Origin of the sequence: Bowdeniella nasicola (genome assembly GCF_001907295.1) — a bacterium.
In the GTDB taxonomy this organism is placed as follows: Bacteria; Actinomycetota; Actinomycetes; order Actinomycetales; family Actinomycetaceae; genus Bowdeniella; species Bowdeniella nasicola.
The window spans coordinates 1-18999 of record NZ_MQVR01000028.1; the positions used below are offsets into that span (position 1 = coordinate 1).

The following is an 18999-nucleotide window of genomic DNA, read 5'->3' on the forward strand; positions in this document are numbered from 1 at the left end:
CAAGCCATCAACCAACTAGCCGTGGCATACCCAGACCGATTCACGGAGTACTTGTAAACCAAACCCCCGCACACAAAAAATCGGACACTCTCCTCGGTGGCGCGATCTTCATGCTGGTTGCGGGCGCCTACTGGGGACTGTTCGCTGGCCTCATGCCGGTCTAGCCTTGCCACAACGTGGACAGCTGCGTCCACATCCGCTAACGCTCGCTATGATCCCGTGTATGCGGACATTCCTCATGCTGCTTCGTCGCCGCGCTGAGATCCATTAGGGTCGGACCCTCAGCGCGGAGAATCTGGTGTTCCCGACCCAGCACGTGCTAGGAGGACCAGATGAAAACCGTAGGAACAAAATCGCAACAGCAGGCATCACCGATGCCGACGGCGAAGTACCGCCCCTTCCTCGACGTCAACCCCATCGAGCTGCCCGATCGGACGTGGCCGACCATGCGCATCACGAAGGCACCGCGCTGGCTGTCAACCGATCTGCGCGACGGTAACCAGGCCCTCATCGAGCCGATGGACCCGGCCCGCAAGCGGCAGATGTTCGACCTGCTGATCGAGCTCGGCTACAAGGAGATCGAGGTCGGGTTCCCCGCGGCATCGGCCACGGACTATGACTTCGTTCGCCACCTCATCGAGGACAACGCGATCCCCGATGACGTGACGATCTCGGCGCTGACGCAGTCGCGTGAAGACCTCATCCACCGCACGATCGATTCGCTGCAGGGGGCCAAGAACGCGACCGTCCACCTCTATAACGCCACCGCCCCGACGTTCCGCGATATCGTCTTCCGCGCCGATCGCGACGCCACCCGCGAACTTGCCGTCAGCGGCACGCGTGAAGTCCTCGCGTATGCGGAAAAGGTCCTCGACGACGACACCATCTTCGGCTACCAGTACTCGCCCGAGATCTTCGTCGACACCGAACTCGACTTCGCCCTCGAGGTATGCGAGGCGGTGATGGACGTGTGGCAGCCCGATGCCGGCCGCGAGATCATCATCAACCTGCCCGCGACCGTCGAGCGCACGACCCCGAACGTTTACGCCGACCAGATCGAATGGATGAGCCGGAACCTGTCGCGCCGCGAATTCGTGTGCCTGTCGGTCCACCCCCACAACGACCGTGGCACGGCCGTCGCCTCGGCAGAGCTCGCCGTCATGGCGGGCGCGGACCGGATCGAAGGCTGTCTGTTTGGCCAAGGGGAGCGCACCGGCAACGTCGACCTGCTCACCCTCGGCATGAACCTGCTGAGCCAGGGCGTCGACCCAGAAATCGATTTTTCCCACGTCGACCACATCCGCCGCGTCGTCGAACAGTGCACCCGCATGGACGTCCACCCGCGCCACCCCTACGGCGGCGACCTCGTCTACACAGCGTTTTCCGGCTCCCACCAGGACGCGATCGGCAAGGGCATGGCCCGCCGGGAGCGCGACGTGGCGGCCGCGAGCGGCGACGAGACCGCTGTGCCGTGGGACGTCCCGTACCTGCCGGTCGACCCCCACGACCTCGGCCGCACCTACGAGGCGATCGTCCGCGTCAACTCGCAGTCCGGCAAGGGCGGCGTCGCCTACCTCATGAGCTCCACGCGCCACCTCGAGTTGCCGCGCCGCCTGCAGATCGAACTCTCGCAGATCGTCCAGCGGCACTCGGAAGCTGGCGGCGGCGAGATCACGGCCGAATCGCTGTGGCAGATCTTCGCCGACGAGTATCTTCCCGCCGCGACCGCCAAGGGCCTGAAGCCCTGGGGCCGGTTTGCGCTGCGCGGCACGACCGTCACGACGGCCGACGATGGCGAACACGCGACGCTGACCGTCAACCTCAAGGACGGCCGCGCCGACCGAGTGCTCGCCGCCACCGGTAATGGTCCGATCGACGCGTTCGTCGGGGCCCTGAGCCAGATCGGGATCGAGGTCCACGTCCTCGACTTCGCCGAACACGCCCTGTCCACGGGCGGGGACGCCACCGCGGCGGCCTATATCGAGGCGGAAGTCGACGGCCAGGTGCTGTGGGGCGTCGGAATCGATCCGTCGATCACGACCGCGTCGTTCAAGGCGATCATCTCCGCTGTCAACCGGGCGGTGCGGGATGCCTCGCTGCACTAGCACCTGAGACAATGGGCGGGTGAAGACCTACCGTGACGAGGCGATCGTGCTGCGCACCCACAAGCTGGGCGAAGCCGATCGCATCCTCACGTTGCTGACCCGCGCCAACGGCCAGGTGCGCGCCGTCGCGAAAGGCGTGCGGCGCACGCAATCGAAGTTTGGTGGCCGGCTTGAACCGTTCAACCGCGTCGACCTGCAGCTCTACCGGGGACACAACCTCGATACGGTGACGCAGGCCGAGTCGATCCATCCGTATTCCGATGCGCTCGCGCGCGATTATGACAAGTACACGCGGGCGGCGGTGATGGCCGAGGCGGCGATGAAACTCACCGACGACGACGTGGAAGCGGGTCCGCAGCAATACCTGCTGCTGCTCGGTGCGCTGCATGCGCTCGCGACCGGCCGCATCAACTCCCAGCTCGTCTTGGACTCCTACCTGCTGCGCGCGCTCGCGATTGCGGGCTGGGCGCCGTCCTTCCACGACTGCGCGGTCTGCGGCGCCGTGGGCCCGCACCGCTCGTTTAACGTGTCGGCGGGCGGCGCGGTGTGCGAAAACTGCCGCCCGCCGGGCTCGGCGACCCCGACGCCGCAGGCGATGGCACTGCTTGGCTCGCTGCTCTCGGGCGACTGGGCCGAGGCGGGCGCGAGCGCCCCGAAGGTCCGCGGCGAAGCCTCCGGCCTCGTGGCCGCATTCGTCCAATGGAATATGGAACGCCGATTGCGTTCCCTGATCCTCATCCCGCATCCGAGTGAAGGGTAGATCATGTCAGTTGCACCGCCGCCGCACCCCTCGGGCGCACGCCCTCCCGCGCTCCCACGCGAGCTCATTCCGCGGCACGTCGCGGTCGTCATGGACGGCAATGGCCGGTGGGCGAACGCCCGCGGACTGCCCCGCATCGAGGGGCATAAGGCGGGCGAGGCGGCGCTGCTCGATGTCGTCGCCGGCGCGATCGACCTCGGCATCGAATACGTCTCCGCATATGCGTTTTCGACCGAGAACTGGTCGCGCTCGCCCTCCGAAGTGCGCTTCCTCATGGGCTTTAACCGCGACGTTTTGCGGCGCCGGCGCGACACGATGAACTCCTGGGGCGTGAAAGTGCGGTGGGCCGGGAGGCGGCCACGGCTGTGGAAGTCCGTCATCGAGGAGCTGAAAACGGCCGAGGAGATGACCAAGCACAACAGCGTGTGCACGCTGACGATGTGCGTGAACTACGGCGGCCACGCCGAGATCACCGACGCGGTGCGCCAGATCGCGCGCGAGGTCGCGGCCGGGGAACTTACGCCCAAGGGAATCACGGAGCGGACGATCGCGAGCCGCCTGTACGTGCCCGAGCTGCCTCCCGTGGACATGTTTATGCGCACGGGCGGGGAGCAGCGCACGTCGAATTTCCTCACGTGGCAGTCGCAGTATGCGGAGATGGTCTTCCTCGACGAGCCGTGGCCGGAGGTCGATCGCCGTTCGCTGTGGCGCGCGGCGGAGATCTATGCGCGGCGCGACCGCCGTTACGGCGGGGCGATCGACGCCGTCGGGAACTAACCGGCGTCGACCGCCTCGCGTCGCGCCCGCACGATCCGCGAAACGATGAGCGCGATCGCGAGGATGATCAGCAGCGCGGCGAGCGTGTACCAGGACCCCGCAATCGCGTTGATGACCGCGAGCCAGACGGCAAGGACCCCGAGTCCATACAGCAGCGCCCAAGCGACACAGCCCGGCAGCATCGCGATGGTGTAGCGCCGCCAGTCCATGGCGAGAAGCCCCGCGGCCGCGTTCACCGCGGTTTGGAAGCCAATCGTCAAAAACGAGATCGGGATGATGACGATGCCCCACTTTTCGAGCGCACGCTTGCCGCGGCGGGGGGCGGGGCCGTTAAACCAGTCGGCCAGGGCGACGATGAACCGGTGATTCGACTGCGAGCGCTCGGTCCCGACCGCGACACCGCGTGCCAGCCAGTAGGTCGCCTGGGCGCGGCAGAAAACGACGACGAAGAGGAAGCCGACGATGAGCCAGATAGGGCCGTCGGTGACGAATTGGGGCACCGGGGATTAGGCCTCGTTCGGTGCGGCAGCGCACTGCGCACACAGCCCGAACAGTTCGAGGGTGTGATCGACCTCTTCGAAGCCGTGCTCCCGCGCGATCTGCTTCGCCCACTTCTCGACATCGAGCCCGGTCAACTCGACGGTCCTGCCGCAGGCGCGGCACACGAGGTGGTGGTGATGTCCGGAACGCGAACACATCCGGAAAACGTTTTCGTCTTCGAGGCGCAGTACGTCGACGACACCGGCATCCGCGAGCGACTGCAGCGTGCGGTAGACGGTCGCAAGGCCGACGTTTTCGCCGCGTTCACGCAGCGCATCATGCAACTGCTGGGCCGAGCGGAAGTCATCGAGACTCTCCATCAGAGACGTCACAGCGATCCGCTGTCGGGTCATGCGTTGCATGGCTCCTGCCCTCCAAATTCAGAGTCTGCTTCGTCTTCGTGTTTGTGGTGCGGCGCTGGTCGATGAAACAGCGGCCGCACTATTGAGACTACTCCGTAAATGGTGATTGCGAGAACGACAATGGTGGCCCCTGGACTGTAGGGCTTGACGTAAGTGATGATGAGGCCCGCGACGGCGACGCTCGCGCCGATCCCCATCGCGACGTGCATCGTGCCGTTAAACGAGCGGCAGACGAGCTGCGCGATGGCGACGGGCACGATCATGATCGCGGAGACGAGCAGGACGCCGACGACCCGCATCGCGACCGAGACCGTCAGGGCCGCGACGATCGCGACGACGATATTGAGGAAGCGGACGGGCAGTCCGGTCGCGCGCGCGAAGTCCTCGTCGTAGCTGAGCGAGAACAGCGCGGGGCGCAGCCCGAGCCCGACGAGCAGGATGAGCGCCGCAAGGATGAAGGTCCAGATGAGGTCCGCGCTCGTGACGGTCGCGATCGAGCCGAAGAGGTATGCCGTGAGGTTCGCCGACGTGCCGCCCGCGATCGAAATCAGCAGGACGCCGCCCGCGATGCCGCCGTAAAACAGCAGGGCGAGCGCGACGTCGCCGGAGGTCCGGCCCCACGAGCGGACGACCTCGATAAGGACGGAGCCGATGATGGAGGCCGCCACCGCGCCGGGGATCGCCCACTGGTCCTGGTTCGCGGCGCCCGCCCAGGAGGCGGCGAGCCAGCCCATCGCGACGCCGGTGAGGGCGACGTGTCCGATGCCATCGCCAAGGAGCGCGAGGCGGCGCTGGACGAGGTAGGTGCCCATGATCGGGGCGCTGATGCCGACGAGTAGTGCGGCGAGCAGCCCGCGCACCATGAGCGGCGAGGACAGCATGTCGGTGATGATTTCTACCATGGCTAGCCCCAGGACAGATCGGGGGCGAGGGCCGGGGGAGCGTCGTCGCCGTGTGGGTAATGCTGGTGGACGTGCGAATCGCTCGCATGATGTCCGTGCGGCTCAGGTGGCGCGCCGTCGTGGCTGATCGAGCCCTGGGCGAGCACGATCGAGCGGTCGAGAAAGCCATTAAACGGCCCGATCTCGTGCAGGATGACGATGATCGTCGCACCCGCGTCGTGCAGTTGGTGCAAGGAGCCGAGCAAGAGCTCTTGGGAGTGGGCGTCGATGCCGGACAGCGGTTCGTCGAGGATCACGAGCTCGGGGGTGCGTACGAGCGCGCGGGCGATGAGCGTGCGCTGGAGCTGGCCACCGGAGAACACCCGGATCGGGTGGTGGGCGCGGTCGGCGAGGTTGACCTGTTCGAGTGCCTCCATGGCGCGTGCCTTGGCCCCGCGCGGCGGGCGCAGGCGCCAGTTGCCGATCATTCCGCTCATCACCACTTCGAGCGCCGTGGTCGGCGTTTCAGAAATGGCGGCGGCGCGCTGTGGGACGTAGCCGATCCGATCGAAGGGGACCTGGGCGGGCTTCGTGATGGGGGCGCCGAAAAGATAGATCTCGCCGTGCGTGACGGGGGCGAGACCGAGGCATGCCTTGATGAGGGTCGATTTGCCCGAACCGTTAGCACCGAGGACGGCCACGACCTCGCCGGACGTCACCGTAGTGGTGACATCGTGCAAGATCGTGGCCGGCCCGTAGGCGACGGTGAGATCGTCGACTAAAAGAACAGGGTCTGACATCACTTACACTCTAGGGCAGTGCGCAGCGCTTGCAGGTTCTCCTTCATGACAGCGGCGTAGTCCTTGGAGTCATCGGCCTGGCTCTCGAGCGGGTCGAGCACCGCGGTCTTGGCTCCGGTTTCCTTTGCGAAGGTCTCGGCGGCCTTCGGGTTGATGAGGCTTTCGGTGAAGATCGTCGTGACCTTCTTTTCGGCCATCACCTTCTTGATCGCCGCGAGCGTCGCGGGAGCCGGCTCGGCTTCCGGATCGATTCCGGAAAGTCCCACTTGCTGGAGCTTCGTGCCCTCGAGCAGGTAGCCATAGGCCTCGTGGGACACGATGATCGTGTCGCGCTCACAGGTCTTCAGGCCCGCGTCGAACTCATCCTTGATGCCCTTGAGCTTGTCGGCCAGGGTCTTGGCGTTGGCCTCGTAGGTGGCCTTGTTGTCCGGGTCCGCGGCGGCGAGCGTCTCGGCGACGTGCGGGGCGACGGCAGCCATGCGGGCGGGATCGAGCCAGAAGTGCGGGTCTACACCGCCGTGATCATGGTCGTGGTCGTGGTCGTCATCGCCGTGGTCGTGATCGGCGTGCTCGTCATCGCCGTGGTCGTGAGGCTCGGCGGCCTTGAGATCGGCGTCCTTCGCCGCATCGTAGGCGTGCTTCGGCTTGACCTCCTTGACCGCGCTGTCGACCGACGGCTGGAAGCCCGACAAGTAGATAACCGCGTCGGCCTTGCCGATCTGCAAGACCTGCGCGGGCGACAGTTCGAGGTCATGGGGCTCAGCGCCCGCGGGCGTGAGGGAGGAGACCGCCACGTGCTCGCCACCGATTTCGGTCGCGAGGTACTGCAGCGGGTAGAACGAGGCGAGAACCTCCAGTTTCTTGGGTGCGTTGGATTCGGAAGATGTCGGGGAGGACGTGGCGCATCCGGCGAGTGCTAGCACGCTTGCGGCGAGGAAGGCAACAGTCTTGCGCATGATAATGATTCTCAGAGCAAATCCTGCGAGAGTCAACCGGATGTCCCGTGCCACTGCTCACTAAGGCCAGGCTATTCGGACTTGCTCACGAATATCGATAACCTAGTGTCCGAGTGCACCAGCCAGGTGCGCCGAGATCAAGAATTCAGGAGCAGACTCGTGTCTAAGGCCCCCTCTCGACTGGAATCCGTCATCAATCTCGCGAAGCGCCGCGGCTTCGTTTACCCCTGTGGTGAGATCTACGGCGGTACGCGCTCGGCCTGGGACTACGGTCCGCTCGGCGTCGAGTTGAAAGGAAACATCAAGCGCCAGTGGTGGAGCCAGATGGTGCGCGCTCGCGAGGACGTCGTCGGGATTGACTCCTCCGTCATCCTGCCGACCGCGGTCTGGCAGGCCTCCGGTCACGTCGAGGCCTTCACCGATCCGCTCGTCGAATCGCTCTACACCCACAAGCGCTACCGCGCGGATCATCTGCTCGAAGAGTACGAAGAAAAGCACGGCCATGCGCCTGAAAACGGCCTCGCGGATATCAACGACCCCGTGACCGGCCAGCCCGGCAAGTGGACCGAACCGCGCGCCTTCTCGGGCCTCATGAAGACCTACCTCGGCGCCGTCGACGATGAGACCGGGCTGCACTACCTGCGCCCGGAGACCGCGCAGGGCATCTTCGTGAACTTCGCGAACGTCGCCGCCTCCTCGCGCCTGAAGGTGCCCTTTGGCATCGCGAACATCGGCAAGTCGTTCCGCAACGAGATCACGCCCGGTAACTTCATTTTCCGCACCCGCGAGTTTGAGCAGATGGAGATGGAATTCTTCGTCAAGCCGGGAACGGACGAAGAGTGGCACGAATACTGGATCGAGCAGCGCCTGAACTGGTACACCGACCTCGGCATCAAGCGCGAGAACCTGCGGCTGTATGAGCACCCGAAGGAAAAGCTCTCGCACTATTCCAAGCGCACCGTCGACATCGAATACACCTTCGGTTTCACCGGCAGCCAGTGGGGCGAACTCGAAGGCATCGCGAACCGAACCGACTACGACCTGAAGACGCACCAGGAAAAGTCAGGCCAGAACCTCACCTACTTCGAGCAGGCGAGCGGCGAGCGGTTCATCCCCTACGTCATCGAGCCCGCGGCGGGCCTGACCCGCTCCCTCATGGCCTTCCTCGTGGAGGCCTACGAAGAGGACGAGGCCCCCAACACCAAGGGTGGCGTCGACAAGCGCACCGTGCTGCGCCTCGATCACCGGCTCGCGCCTGTCAAGGTCGCGGTCCTGCCGCTGTCGCGCAAGGCGGAACTCGCTCCGCTCGCGAAGCAGATCGCCGCGGACCTGCGGACCGCGTGGAATATCGAGTTCGACGACGCCGGCGCGGTCGGCCGTCGCTACCGTCGCCAAGACGAGATCGGTACTCCCTACTGCGTGACGATCGACTTCGATTCGCTCGACGATAACGCCGTCACGGTTCGCGATCGCGACACAATGGCGCAGGAGCGGGTGAGCGTGGACCAGCTCAAAGGCTACCTCGCCGCCAAGCTCGTTGGGTGCTGATGCACCAGCATCACGAAACCACGCCGCTGCCCGCCGGTGCCCGCCGGCGGGCGCAGCTTGTCCTCGCCGCGATCGTCGTCCCCCTGTTTATCGCGACGCTTGTTGCGACCTGGATGCTGTGGCCGGAGGACCGCTCGGCGATCGGTTCGCGTCCGCTGACCGATTCCAACGCGAAGCCCACGCCCGCCGTCGTCACCGACCTGGACGCGGACTCCGAACAGGTGCTGCCGACCGCGGGGATCCGGCTCACAGGTGGTGATAACGCCGGGGCCGAAACCCGCATGCAAGTCCCGCCCGAGATCTTCGATCACGGACTAGACGTCGGCGATAAGGTCCTCGTCGTCTTCCTCTCCGATGCGATGGGTTCCGGTTCTCCCTATGTCTTTTTGGACTATCAGCGAACGATGCCGATGGGGATCCTCTTCATCGGCTACCTCATCGTCGTCGCCCTCGTAGCGCGGATTAAGGGCCTGGCCGCCGTCGTCGGCCTCCTGACCTCGCTCGGGGTCATCGTGTTCTTCGCGATCCCGGCGATCATGTCCGGATCTAACCCGGTCGGCGTTGCGCTCACGGCGGGCTCCCTCATGATGTTTTGCGCGGTCTATCTCGCGCACGGCATGTCGATCCGCACCACGACGGCGTTGCTTGGCACATTTGGTGGCCTGGCAATCACCCTCGGCGTCGGTCTGTGGGCGTTGCGGGCATCCCACGTCACCGGTGCGCAGGGCGATACCGGTCAGCTGATCTCGACGACGTTCCCGAACCTGCGGCTCGGTGACCTCATCTTGTGTGGCCTCGTCATCGCGTGCCTCGGCGCGCTCAACGACGTGACGATTACGCAGGCGAGCGCCGTGTGGGAGCTGCATGCCGCGAACCCGAAGCTTTCCAAGCGTGAGCTGTGGCGTGGCGGCATGCGCATCGGCGAGGACCATATCGCTTCGACGGTCTACACGCTTGCCTTCGCCTACGTTGGCACCGCGCTACCACTGCTCATCCTGGCCGCGCTTATCGACCGGTCATTCCTTGCGACGCTCGGGGCCGGGGAGATCGCGGAGGAGGTCGTGCGAACGCTCGTCTCCTCGATCGGGCTGATCCTCGCGATTCCGCTCACAACCGCGATCGCCGTCGCGCTCGTCCACAAGGCGCCGCGGCGCGGACTGGTGAAAGAGGAGGCCGCCGAATGATGCTCAAGCCGTTGCACCTCGGGCCGATCGAGGCGCGCACTCCCGTCGTCCTGGCCCCCATGGCCGGGGTGACGACGCCCCCATTCCGTCGGCTGTGCCGGGAAGCTGGAATCGCCGGCTACCCCGGCGATGCCCCCGCCAGCGATCTGCTCGCGCCTGCGGGCCTGTACGTCACCGAAATGGTGACGAGCCGCGCGCTCGTCGAGCGGCACCCGGCAACGATGCTCATGGTCGAGCCGGACCCGCTCGACCCCGTTCGTAGCGTCCAGCTCTACGGCGTCGACCCGGCGACGATCGCCGAAGCGATCCGCATCCTCATCAGCGAGGACCGCGCCTACCATATCGACCTCAACTTCGGCTGTCCCGTCCCCAAGGTGACGCGCCGCGGCGGGGGAGCGGCCCTGCCGTGGAAGATCGGACTCTTTGGTGACATTGTCCGGCGGGCGGTCGCGATGAGCGAACGGGAGTCCCGCCCCGGCCGGCAGGTCCCCGTTACCGTGAAGATGCGGATGGGGATCGACGACGACCACATCACCTACCACGAGGCCGCGCGCGTGGCGCGCGACGCCGGCATCGCGGCCGTGGGCCTGCACGCCCGGACCGCGGCCCAGCACTACTCCGGCACCGCGCGCTGGGTCGAGATCGCCCGGTTGAAAGAGGCGATGGGCGACTACCCGGTGCTCGGCAACGGCGATATCTGGTCGGCCGAGGATGCGCTCGTGATGGTCGAGCAGACCGGCTGCGATGGCGTCGTCATCGGCCGTGGCTGCCAGGGCAGGCCGTGGCTGTTTACCGATATTGTCGCCGCTTTCCACGGCAGCGACACTCGGGTGCGACCCGGGCTCGCAGAAGTCTGCAACGTCGTCTACCGGCATGCGGAACTCATGGTCGAGCACTTCTCCGACGAGCTCAAGGCCGCGCGCGAGATGCGTAAACACATGGGCTGGTACTTCAAGGGCTATCCCGTCGGCGGCACGCTGCGCCATCGCCTCGCGATGGTCGAAAACCTTGCCGAGTTGCGGGCCCTGCTCGATGAGCTCGACCAGGACGCGCCCTACCCGGGAGAGTCCGCCGAAGGGCCACGCGGCCGCGCCGGGCATCGGCGCCGCCCGCACCTGCCCGACGGCTGGCTCGACTCCCAGGAGCTGAGCGAGGCGCACCTCGCGGCGCTGCACGAGGCCGAGGTGGGAATATCCGGCGGTTAGGCCCGGCTCGCCCAGACCGTGACGTCCGAGGGCACGACGATGGTCTCGCCGCGCTCGATGAGCTCATCGGAGCTTAGCTCGGCGCGCCAGCCGCGCGGCAGCTCGGCTGGCGCGCCGATCGCGGTGAAGACGAGGTAATCCTTGTGATCTTGCGTCGTGCACAGCCCCGCGACGACATGCTCGGGCACGGTGGGCACGAAACGGAAGACGGCCTCGCCGAGCCCCCAGGTGCGCCGGAGCTTCAGCGCGGCGCGGTAGAGGTAGAGCGTCGAGGTCGGATCCGACAGCTGTGTATCCACCGCATACCGGTCCCAGTCCTCGGGCTGCGGCAGCCACGTCTCGCCCGTCGGGGAGAACCCGAAGCCGGGCTCGTGCGCGGTCCACGGCAGTGGGACGCGACACCCATCGCGGCCGGCTTCCTCGCCCTTCGTGCGGAGAAACGCCGGGTCTTCACGCACCTCGTCGGGCAGTTGCGTATGTTCGGGCAGCCCGAGCTCTTCGCCCTGATACAGGTAGGCGGAGCCGGGCAGCGCGAGCATGAGGAGCGTCGCCGCCTTCGCGCGGTGCAACCCGAGCTCACGGTCGGGCTGGGGGTCGTGCGCGGCGATGCCGTTGGGGCCCTTGCCCGTTGTTCGCAATCCGAGGCGCGAGGCGTGGCGGACGACGTCGTGATTGGACAGCACCCACGTCGTGGGAGCACCGACGGCGGCGAACGTCGCCATGACCTGGCTTGCGACCATCCGTAGCTCCTGGGCGTCCCACGGGCAGACGAGGTAGTCGAAGTTGAAGGCCTGGTGCATCTCGTCGGGGCGCACGTAGCGCGCGAGCCGCTCCGGTGGATCGACCCAGGCCTCGGCGACGAGCATGCGGTCGCCGTCGTAGCCGGCGAGGATGTCGTGCCAGTGCCGGTAGATCTCGTGGACGCCGTCCTGGTCAAACATGGGCGGCCGGTCCTCGCCGCTGCCCTGGACCATGTCGATCTCGCCGTCATAGTCCGGCAGTGCCGGGTTCTTGATCAGGCCGTGCGCGACGTCGACGCGGAAGCCGTCGACCCCGCGATCGCACCAAAAGCGCAAGATCTGCTCGAACAGCTCGTGGACCTCCAGGTTCTCCCAGTTGAGGTCCGGCTGCGAGGTGTCGAACAGGTGCAGGTACCACTGCTGATCGTCCTGCCACGGCGAGCCGGGCGCGTCGGCTCGGTCGCACACGCGGGTCCAGGCGGGCCCACCGAAGATCGACTTCCAGTTGTTTGGTGGCTCATCGCCGTCGCGGAAGTAGTAGCGTTCTCGCTCCGGTGAGCCGGGCCCTGCCGCGAGGGCGGCCTGGAACCACGCATGGTCTTCGGAGGTGTGGTTGGGCACCAGGTCGACGATGACCTTCAGCCCGTGCTCGTGCGCCGCCGAGATCATCTCGTCGGCATCCGCGAGCGTACCGAAGCGCGGATCGACGTCGAAATAGTCAGCGACGTCGTATCCGGCATCATGTTGCGGCGAAGGATAAAACGGCGACAGCCAGATCGCATCGACGCCGAGGTCCGCGAGGTAACCGATGTTCTTCGTGACCCCTGCGAGGGTTCCTAAGGGGCCTGCCGTCGAGGCGAAGGAGCGGGGGTAGATCTGGTAGATAACGGCCGAATGCCACCATGGATACGTGGACGCGGACATGAATCTCCTTAGGGGACGAAGGGACCGGTCGAGGACCGCACGACGAGTTCAGGGGCGAAGACGAGCGAGGAAGCCGCGATCGATCGGCCGCTGATCATCTGCAGCAGTGTGCCCGCGGCGGCGCGTGCGATGCGTGCGACCGGCTGGCGGATCGTGGTCAGGGGCGGGTGCGTGTACGCGATGAGTGGGGTGTCGTCATAGCCGATGACCGAAATATCGTCGGGTACGCGAAGACCCTCCTGGCGGACCTGCCGGATAGCGCCGAGCGCCATGGGGTCGGAGGCGCAAATAATGCCGGTGCACCCGCGCTTTAAGAGTTCCGCGGCGGCGGCCTGGCCGCCCTCCATCGTGTACAGGGAGGACACGATGGCCGGCTCTTTATCGCCGAAAGCCTGTTCGTGGGCGGCCGTGAAGCCTGCGACCTTCTTCTGGGTCGGAATGAAGCGGTTGGGGCCGACCGCCAACCCGATGGTGCGGTGTCCGAGGGAAAGCAGGTGAGCGAAGGCGCGCGCGGTGGCGTCCTCGTCGTCGCAGGAAAACGACGGCGCAAGCACATCCGGGTTCGGGCCGTTGATCGTCACGAAGGGGGTGTCGGCAAGGTCGGCATAGCGGCGCGGGTCGGAGTCGGCATCGGCGTGCAGGCCCGAGACGAAGATGATGCCTTTGACCTTGCGCTCGCGCAGGATGCGCACGTACTCGTCCTCGGTGATGCCGCCGGGGGACTGGGTGCACAGCAGCGGGGTAAAGCCCTCGGTGGAAAGGACCTGTTCGATCTCTTGCGCATACAGCGGGAAGATCGGATTCGACAGCTCGGGAACGATCAGGCCGATCAGCCCGCCGGAGGTCGAATCGGTCTGAGCGGGACGTTCATAGCCGAGTACGTCGAGGGCAGCGAGCACAGCACGTCGTTTGTCTTTGGCAACGCCGGGGCGATTGTTAATCACCCGCGAGACGGTGGCCGTGGAAACTTTTGCGTGCCGAGCCACATCACTCAATCTGATGCGCTGAGTCATGGCTCGAACCTTCCCATCATCATCATCATCATTGAAAGCGTGATTGCAATGCTATCTGAAAACGAATGAAAGCGCTTGCAACTCTTGCAGGTTGGTCGTAGGCTCGACAGTGACACAATGCCAACACATCGTTCCGCCTGGATGACCCTGGGGTCCTCAAGGTGGGCGCATTGAATGGGAGACAACAGATGCGACGGAGCATTGCAGGCCTCGGGGCCATTGCGCTTACCCTCACGCTCGCCGCCTGCGGCGGATCGGGCACCGAAACGAAACCAAGTGAAACGCCGGGGCAGACCTCGAGCGAAGGCGGCGGCAAGGAAGGCGAAGGCCAGAAGATCACCGTGTGGGTCGACGAGACCCGAGTGAAGCCGGTGGAAGCTGCGGCGAAGAAGTTCAAGGATGACACGGGCGCGACGATTGAAATCGTGCAGAAGAACTTCGACGATATCCGCGCCGAATTCAATAGCCAGGTGCCGACCGGCAAGGGCCCGGACATCACCGTTGGTGCCCACGACTGGCTGGGCGAAATGGTGAAGAACGGCGTCGTCGCCCCGATCGAACTGGGCGATAAGGCCAAGGACTTCCAAAAGATCGCGGTCGAAGCCTTCACGAACGACGGCAAGGTTTACGCCGTGCCCTACGCCGTGGAGAACATCGGCCTGATCCGCAACACGAAGCTGGCCTCCGAAGCTCCCGCGACCTTCGATGACATGGTCAAGGCCGGCAAGGACGCGGGCACGAAGTACCCGTTCCTCATCCAGGTCGACGCCAAGGGTGACCCCTACACGATGGCGCCGTTCCAGCACTCCTTCGGAGCGATGGTCTTCAAGCAGAACGATGACGGCTCCTACACCAACGAGCTGAATCTCGGCGGCGAGCCGGGCCACAAGTTCGCCAACTGGCTGAAGGAGAACGGCAAGAACGGCTCCGGGGTGCTGTCGACCTCGATCACGTACGACATCGCGGTCGAGCAGTTCAAGCAGGGTAACGCGCCGTTTATCATCGGTGGCCCCTGGATGCTCGAGCAGTACAAGGATCTCGAACTCGCGATCGACCCGATCCCGACCACCGGCGACAAGCCCGCCGCGCCGTTCGTCGGTGTCCAGGGCTTCTACCTGAACGCCAAGAGCCCGAACGCGCTGCTCGCCAACCGCTTCCTCTCCGACTACATCGGCTCGAAGGACATTCAGGTTGAGATGTTCAAGGCCGGTGGCCGCGTCCCGGCCCTGCAGGCCGCTGCCGACGACGTGAAGTCCGACCCGATCGTGGCCGGTTTCGCCAAGGTTGCCGAACAGGGCGTCCCGATGCCTTCGATTCCCGAGATGGGTGCCGTCTGGAACTTCTGGGGCGTGACGGAAGCGCAGATCATCAACGGCGAAGTTGAGCCCACCGCCGGGTGGGACAAGATGGTCAGCGACATCGAAGCCGCCATCAAGTAACAACCCCACGGGGCGCAGCCGCTGGCTGCGCCCCGTTGAGGTTTTGGGAGGAGAGGGACTCAAGATGACGGACACTCACGTCGCTACCGAGGATCCGGAAGCGAAAAAACGCGCGCGGCGTGCGCGCGAATCCCACGCGACGAGCTTCCGGCCAGGATTCATCGCCAAGCTCGTCGTCATGGCGCTGGTCAATGCGCTAGGCATCTACATTCTGTTCGCCGCCTGGCGCGGTCAGCACACAGTCATCGCGGCAGTCATGGTGGTGCTGCTGGTCGCGATCAACATCATCTACTTCTCGAAGCGCATGCTCCCGATGAAGTACCTCGCCCCGGGTCTGGTATTCCTGCTGGTCTACCAGATTTTCGTCGTGCTCTACACGGGCTACGTCGCGTTCACCAACTATGGCGATGGGCATAACTCCACCAAGTCCGATGCGATCAGCGCGATCCTCGCGCAAAACCAGCGTCGCGTCGAAGGTAGCGCTGCGCTGCCCGTGACCGTCGTCGAAAAGGACGGCAATCTCGGCTTCGCGGCGATCGAAGACGGCAAGGTGAAGGTCGGCTCCAAGGAAGAACCCCTCACGGAGGCGACCGGCGCCAAGATCGATGGCAATAAGGTCACCGAAGTCCCCGGCTGGACGGTCTTGAGCTTCAAGGAGATCCTGGCTCGCCAGACCGAGGTCACCGATTTGCGGGTCCCCGTCTCCGATGACCCCAACCAGGGATCGATCGGTACCTCCGACGGTGCTACGGCGTACGCCTACACCCCGCAGATGCGCTATGACGAGGCAACCGACACGCTCACCGACCTCGTTAACAACAAGACCTACAAACCGAATAAGACCGGCCAGTTTGAGGCCGAAGACGGGACGACGATCGCCACTGGTTGGCGTGTCCTTACGGGCTTCGACAACTTCAAACAGGCCTTCGCCGATCAGCGCTATTCGGGTCCCTTCTTGAAGGTCTTGGCGTGGACGTTCGCGTTCGCGATCCTGTCGGTCGCGACGACGTTCTTCCTCGGGCTCTTCTTCGCCATCGTCATGAACGATGAGCGGATGAAGGGTCGCAAGGTCTACCGCACCCTGATGCTCTTGCCCTATGCCTTTCCAGCGTTCCTGACGGCGCTGCTCTTTAAGGGCATGCTCAACCGAGACTTCGGTTTCATCAACCAGGTCTTTTTGGGCGGAGCCTCAATCGATTGGCTAAACGACCCGTGGCTAGCCAAACTCGCGCTCGTGCTCGTGAACCTCTGGATGGGCTTCCCATACATGTTCCTCATCTCGACGGGTGCGCTGCAGGCCATCCCGGACGATGTCATCGAGGCGGCCAAGATCGATGGTGCCTCACCGTTTAGGATCTTCCGATCGGTGACGATGCCGCTGCTGCTCGTTGCGGTCGCACCCCTGCTGATCTCGTCGTTCGCCTTCAACTTCAACAACTTCACGTTGATTTACATGCTCACCGGCGGTGGGCCACGCTTTACCGATACCTCGGCACCCGTCGGGGCCACCGACATCCTGATCTCCATGGTCTATTCCGTGGCGGGCCTCGATGGCGGTGCGGCAAAGAACTACGGCCTCGCATCCGCGCTGTCGATCGTGATCTTCTTGATCGTTGCGACGATCTCGGTGATCAGTTTCCGGCAGACCAAGACCCTGGAGGAGATCAACTAACATGGCTAACTCCGACGTCACCACGGTTGAAACCCAAACGGGCGAAACGGTCACCGTCCGCAACACGATCTCGCGCAAGCGCTGGCTTCGGGAGGTGGGCTGGCGCCACATCGTCGGCGTGCTCGCCGTCCTGTATTCCGCATTCCCGATCGTCTACATCGTCTCGGCTGCGCTGAACCCGGCCGGCACGATGACCGGATCGAACAAGCTGTTCAGCGCGGTCTCGCTGCAGAACTTCGCTGCCTTGAACGACACGTCGTTTTGGCAGTGGATGCTGAACTCGCTGCTGATCGGCACGGTCACCTCCATCGGGACGGTGCTCATGGGCGCCGCCGCAGCCTACGCATTCTCGCGCTTCCGGTTCACGGGCCGGCGCATGGGCCTCATGAGCTTGCTCGTGATCCAGATGTTCCCGCAGCTGCTCGCGTTCGTGTCGATCTTCCTGCTCCTGCTCGCGCTCGGCGATGTAGTGCCGTGGCTGGGGCTCGATAGCCGAATCGCGCTGATCTGCGTCTACCTCGGTGGCGCACTCGGCGTGAACACATTCCTCATGTACGGCTTTTTCAACACGATCCCGTCTTCCCTCGATGAGGCGGCTAAGATCGACGGTGCGTCGCACGCCCAGATTTTCTGGACGATCATTTTGCGGCTCGTCGCCCCGATCCTCGCCGTCGTCGGCCTGCTGAGCTTCATCTCGACGTTCGCCGACTTCATCCTGGCGCGCATCATGTTGCAGTCCGAGAAGAACTGGACGGTCGCCGTCGGCATGTATCAGTGGGTCTCCGACCGGCTCGATGCCAACTGGGGCCTGTTCGCGGCGGGAGCGATCTTCGCCGCAGTTCCGATTCTGGCCCTGTTCCTCTTCTTGCAGAAGTACATCGTCTCCGGCCTGACGGCCGGATCGGTGAAGGGCTAGACCTCTTCGCTGCCCGCAAACGGGGGCAGCTCGATCATCGCCGCCGCGTCCGACGGGAGGACCAACCTTCCGTCGGACAGGCGGCGAATATCTGTCGAGGCATGGACGAGATTGACCGCCTCGGGCAGCGCCACCGGCCGCGACGACGTGTTGAGCACCGTGAGCAAGCAGCGGTTGAGGAGTTCGAGAGTGCCGTCGGCGCGGTGCGCGCCGTCGATCCAGGCGACGGTGCCGGTCCCGAGTCGATGTCCCCGGCGTAGGTGCAGCGAGCGCCGATAGTGCTCGAACATCGATGTCGGGTCGAACTCTTGCTCGAGCTGGGCCGCACGCACGCGCTGGGCGCGCTCGGCCGGGGCCTGATCGAGCGACCAGTCGCGCAGGCCGACCTCTTCGCCCTGCAGCAGATAGCAGGCGCCGGGCAGCGCCATGACCATGAGGGCCGTGGCGCGCACGCGGTTAGGGGAGTGGTCGTTTGCCTGCCAGGACGTGCCCGACGGGCCCCTGCGGTAGAGCGCATAGGTCGTGGTCCAGGCGGGGGAGGCACCGAGTGCATCGCGGGTCGCGAAGGTGCGGGTAATGGAATCGCGGATCTCGTCGGCGTCCCACGGCGCGTCGGTCAGCGAATCGTCGCGGATATGGCCGAGCCAATCCTCTGCGAGATGGTCGGCGACATCGTCGCGCTCTCGCATCGCGCCCGAGAGCAGGCCGTCGTCGAGATGCTCGGCGAGCAGGGCGTGGAAGGGACCCGTCGCGAGGTCATGATCGACGGCGAGCGCGGAACGCAGGTCGATGCCATCGGCGCCCGCGGCAAGCCACGTCTGCGCGTCCTCTAACAGGCCGTCTTTGCCACGGCTCGGCGAGAGCGAAGGAACGACCTTAAGGCCCGCTTCGTGATGCGCCGACACAATCGCGGCGGCATCGGCGGAAGAGATCGGCTGCGCGCCGGAGGGGATGACGACGCCGTCAGCTCCGAGCCGCGTCACGTCGGCGACACAGTCGATCGCGGCCTCGGCATGGGTTGCCGCCTCGGCGGAGTATTCGTACAGGACCACCGATCGCCACCACGCCAGCGTGCCGCGGGAGGCGCGATGCACGAGCGTCATGGTGTTCATATCAGGACGCAGCGTCGTCGTAACGGGGTCTAAGGTCATGTAGACATTGTTCACCATGAGCGCCC

The 18999-nt window shown here is 65.1% G+C and carries 17 protein-coding genes; 9 read left to right on the forward strand and 8 right to left on the reverse strand.

Going from position 1 to position 18999, the window contains the following annotated elements:
- Positions 1-332: 332 nt before the first annotated feature.
- Genes leuA through BSZ39_RS06005 form a run of 3 tightly spaced genes read left to right on the forward strand, consistent with a single transcriptional unit; the run spans position 333 to position 3642 of the window.
- Positions 333-2105 (forward strand): 2-isopropylmalate synthase, encoded by a 1773-nt coding sequence (gene leuA, locus BSZ39_RS05995; RefSeq protein ID WP_073716466.1) that lies wholly within the window; start codon positions 333-335, stop codon positions 2103-2105.
- A 19-nt stretch (positions 2106-2124) separates the two neighbouring features.
- Positions 2125-2865 (forward strand): DNA repair protein RecO, encoded by a 741-nt coding sequence (gene recO, locus BSZ39_RS06000; protein ID WP_073716467.1) that lies wholly within the window; start codon positions 2125-2127, stop codon positions 2863-2865.
- 3 nt (positions 2866-2868) lie between these two features.
- Positions 2869-3642: an isoprenyl transferase gene (locus BSZ39_RS06005; protein WP_073716468.1), complete on the forward strand. Its 774-nt coding sequence runs from the start codon at positions 2869-2871 to the stop codon at positions 3640-3642.
- Here the strand turns inward: BSZ39_RS06005 and BSZ39_RS06010 are convergent.
- The 5 genes from BSZ39_RS06010 to BSZ39_RS06030 are packed head-to-tail and all read right to left on the reverse strand — an operon-like array spanning position 3639 to position 7181.
- A complete protein-coding gene (locus BSZ39_RS06010) occupies positions 3639-4142 on the reverse strand; it encodes a DedA family protein (protein WP_073716469.1) in 504 nt (167 codons plus the stop codon). The genes BSZ39_RS06005 and BSZ39_RS06010 overlap by 4 nt on opposite strands.
- 6 nt (positions 4143-4148) lie before the next feature.
- Positions 4149-4535 (reverse strand): Fur family transcriptional regulator, encoded by a 387-nt coding sequence (locus BSZ39_RS06015; protein ID WP_342741802.1) that lies wholly within the window; start codon positions 4533-4535, stop codon positions 4149-4151.
- On the reverse strand, positions 4532-5446 hold the full coding sequence (locus BSZ39_RS06020) for a metal ABC transporter permease (protein WP_073716471.1): 915 nt from the start codon (positions 5444-5446) through the stop codon (positions 4532-4534). The genes BSZ39_RS06015 and BSZ39_RS06020 overlap by 4 nt, the downstream gene beginning before the upstream one ends.
- 2 nt (positions 5447-5448) lie before the next feature.
- Positions 5449-6225, reverse strand: coding sequence for a metal ABC transporter ATP-binding protein (locus BSZ39_RS06025; protein ID WP_073716472.1), 777 nt, complete (start codon positions 6223-6225; stop codon positions 5449-5451).
- Positions 6225-7181: a metal ABC transporter substrate-binding protein gene (locus BSZ39_RS06030; protein ID WP_143180402.1), complete on the reverse strand. Its 957-nt coding sequence runs from the start codon at positions 7179-7181 to the stop codon at positions 6225-6227. Before BSZ39_RS06030 ends, BSZ39_RS06025 begins: the two co-directional genes overlap by 1 nt.
- A 159-nt stretch (positions 7182-7340) precedes the next feature.
- Between BSZ39_RS06030 and BSZ39_RS06035 the strand changes: the two genes are divergently transcribed.
- Genes BSZ39_RS06035 through dusB form a run of 3 tightly spaced genes read left to right on the forward strand, consistent with a single transcriptional unit; the run spans position 7341 to position 11118 of the window.
- Positions 7341-8729, forward strand: a complete 1389-nt coding sequence (locus tag BSZ39_RS06035) for a glycine--tRNA ligase (protein ID WP_073716473.1) — start codon at positions 7341-7343, stop codon at positions 8727-8729.
- Positions 8729-9913 carry a YibE/F family protein gene (locus BSZ39_RS06040; protein WP_245792439.1) on the forward strand — a complete coding sequence of 395 codons (1185 nt, stop codon included), beginning with the start codon at positions 8729-8731 and terminating at the stop codon, positions 9911-9913. Before BSZ39_RS06035 ends, BSZ39_RS06040 begins: the two co-directional genes overlap by 1 nt.
- Positions 9910-11118, forward strand: a complete 1209-nt coding sequence (dusB, locus tag BSZ39_RS06045) for a tRNA dihydrouridine synthase DusB (protein ID WP_073716475.1) — start codon at positions 9910-9912, stop codon at positions 11116-11118. Before BSZ39_RS06040 ends, dusB begins: the two co-directional genes overlap by 4 nt.
- Here the strand turns inward: dusB and BSZ39_RS06050 are convergent.
- Complete coding sequence (locus BSZ39_RS06050; RefSeq protein ID WP_073716476.1) at positions 11115-12782, reverse strand: glycoside hydrolase family 13 protein; 1668 nt, start codon at positions 12780-12782, stop codon at positions 11115-11117. The two genes, dusB and BSZ39_RS06050, sit on opposite strands and share 4 nt — an antisense overlap.
- Before the next feature lie 8 nt (positions 12783-12790).
- Positions 12791-13795, reverse strand: a complete 1005-nt coding sequence (locus BSZ39_RS06055) for a LacI family DNA-binding transcriptional regulator (protein ID WP_073716477.1) — start codon at positions 13793-13795, stop codon at positions 12791-12793.
- Positions 13796-13983: 188 nt separating this feature from the next.
- Between BSZ39_RS06055 and BSZ39_RS06060 the strand changes: the two genes are divergently transcribed.
- The 3 genes from BSZ39_RS06060 (at position 13984) to BSZ39_RS06070 (ending at position 17822) form a co-directional block, all read left to right on the forward strand.
- Entirely contained in the window at positions 13984-15234 is a 1251-nt protein-coding gene (locus tag BSZ39_RS06060; protein ID WP_073716478.1) for a sugar ABC transporter substrate-binding protein, read from the forward strand.
- A 64-nt stretch (positions 15235-15298) separates the two neighbouring features.
- The gene (locus tag BSZ39_RS06065) at positions 15299-16906 is read left to right on the forward strand and encodes an ABC transporter permease subunit (RefSeq protein ID WP_073716479.1); all 1608 of its coding nucleotides are present in this window, start codon (positions 15299-15301) and stop codon (positions 16904-16906) included.
- A gap of 1 nt (position 16907) precedes the next feature.
- Positions 16908-17822 carry a sugar ABC transporter permease gene (locus BSZ39_RS06070; protein ID WP_073716480.1) on the forward strand — a complete coding sequence of 305 codons (915 nt, stop codon included), beginning with the start codon at positions 16908-16910 and terminating at the stop codon, positions 17820-17822.
- Here the strand turns inward: BSZ39_RS06070 and BSZ39_RS06075 are convergent.
- Entirely contained in the window at positions 17819-18973 is a 1155-nt protein-coding gene (locus BSZ39_RS06075) for an alpha-amylase family protein (RefSeq protein ID WP_143180403.1), read from the reverse strand. The genes BSZ39_RS06070 and BSZ39_RS06075 overlap by 4 nt on opposite strands.
- Between the last annotated feature and the right edge of the window lie 26 nt (positions 18974-18999).

Bases quoted from the DNA above. Each gene is read 5' to 3' on its own strand.
- leuA (WP_073716466.1), top strand. From the start codon at position 333: ATGAAAACCGTAGGAACAAAATCGCAACAGCAGGCATCACCGATGCCG.
- BSZ39_RS06005 (WP_073716468.1), top strand. From the start codon at position 2,869: ATGTCAGTTGCACCGCCGCCGCACCCCTCGGGCGCACGCCCTCCCGCG.
- BSZ39_RS06015 (WP_342741802.1), bottom strand. From the start codon at position 4,535: ATGACCCGACAGCGGATCGCTGTGACGTCTCTGATGGAGAGTCTCGAT.
- BSZ39_RS06020 (WP_073716471.1), bottom strand. From the start codon at position 5,446: ATGGTAGAAATCATCACCGACATGCTGTCCTCGCCGCTCATGGTGCGC.
- BSZ39_RS06025 (WP_073716472.1), bottom strand. From the start codon at position 6,225: ATGTCAGACCCTGTTCTTTTAGTCGACGATCTCACCGTCGCCTACGGG.
- BSZ39_RS06030 (WP_143180402.1), bottom strand. From the start codon at position 7,181: ATGCGCAAGACTGTTGCCTTCCTCGCCGCAAGCGTGCTAGCACTCGCC.
- BSZ39_RS06040 (WP_245792439.1), top strand. From the start codon at position 8,729: ATGCACCAGCATCACGAAACCACGCCGCTGCCCGCCGGTGCCCGCCGG.
- dusB (WP_073716475.1), top strand. From the start codon at position 9,910: ATGATGCTCAAGCCGTTGCACCTCGGGCCGATCGAGGCGCGCACTCCC.
- BSZ39_RS06050 (WP_073716476.1), bottom strand. From the start codon at position 12,782: ATGTCCGCGTCCACGTATCCATGGTGGCATTCGGCCGTTATCTACCAG.
- BSZ39_RS06055 (WP_073716477.1), bottom strand. From the start codon at position 13,795: ATGACTCAGCGCATCAGATTGAGTGATGTGGCTCGGCACGCAAAAGTT.
- BSZ39_RS06060 (WP_073716478.1), top strand. From the start codon at position 13,984: ATGCGACGGAGCATTGCAGGCCTCGGGGCCATTGCGCTTACCCTCACG.
- BSZ39_RS06065 (WP_073716479.1), top strand. From the start codon at position 15,299: ATGACGGACACTCACGTCGCTACCGAGGATCCGGAAGCGAAAAAACGC.
- BSZ39_RS06070 (WP_073716480.1), top strand. From the start codon at position 16,908: ATGGCTAACTCCGACGTCACCACGGTTGAAACCCAAACGGGCGAAACG.
- BSZ39_RS06075 (WP_143180403.1), bottom strand. From the start codon at position 18,973: ATGACCTTAGACCCCGTTACGACGACGCTGCGTCCTGATATGAACACC.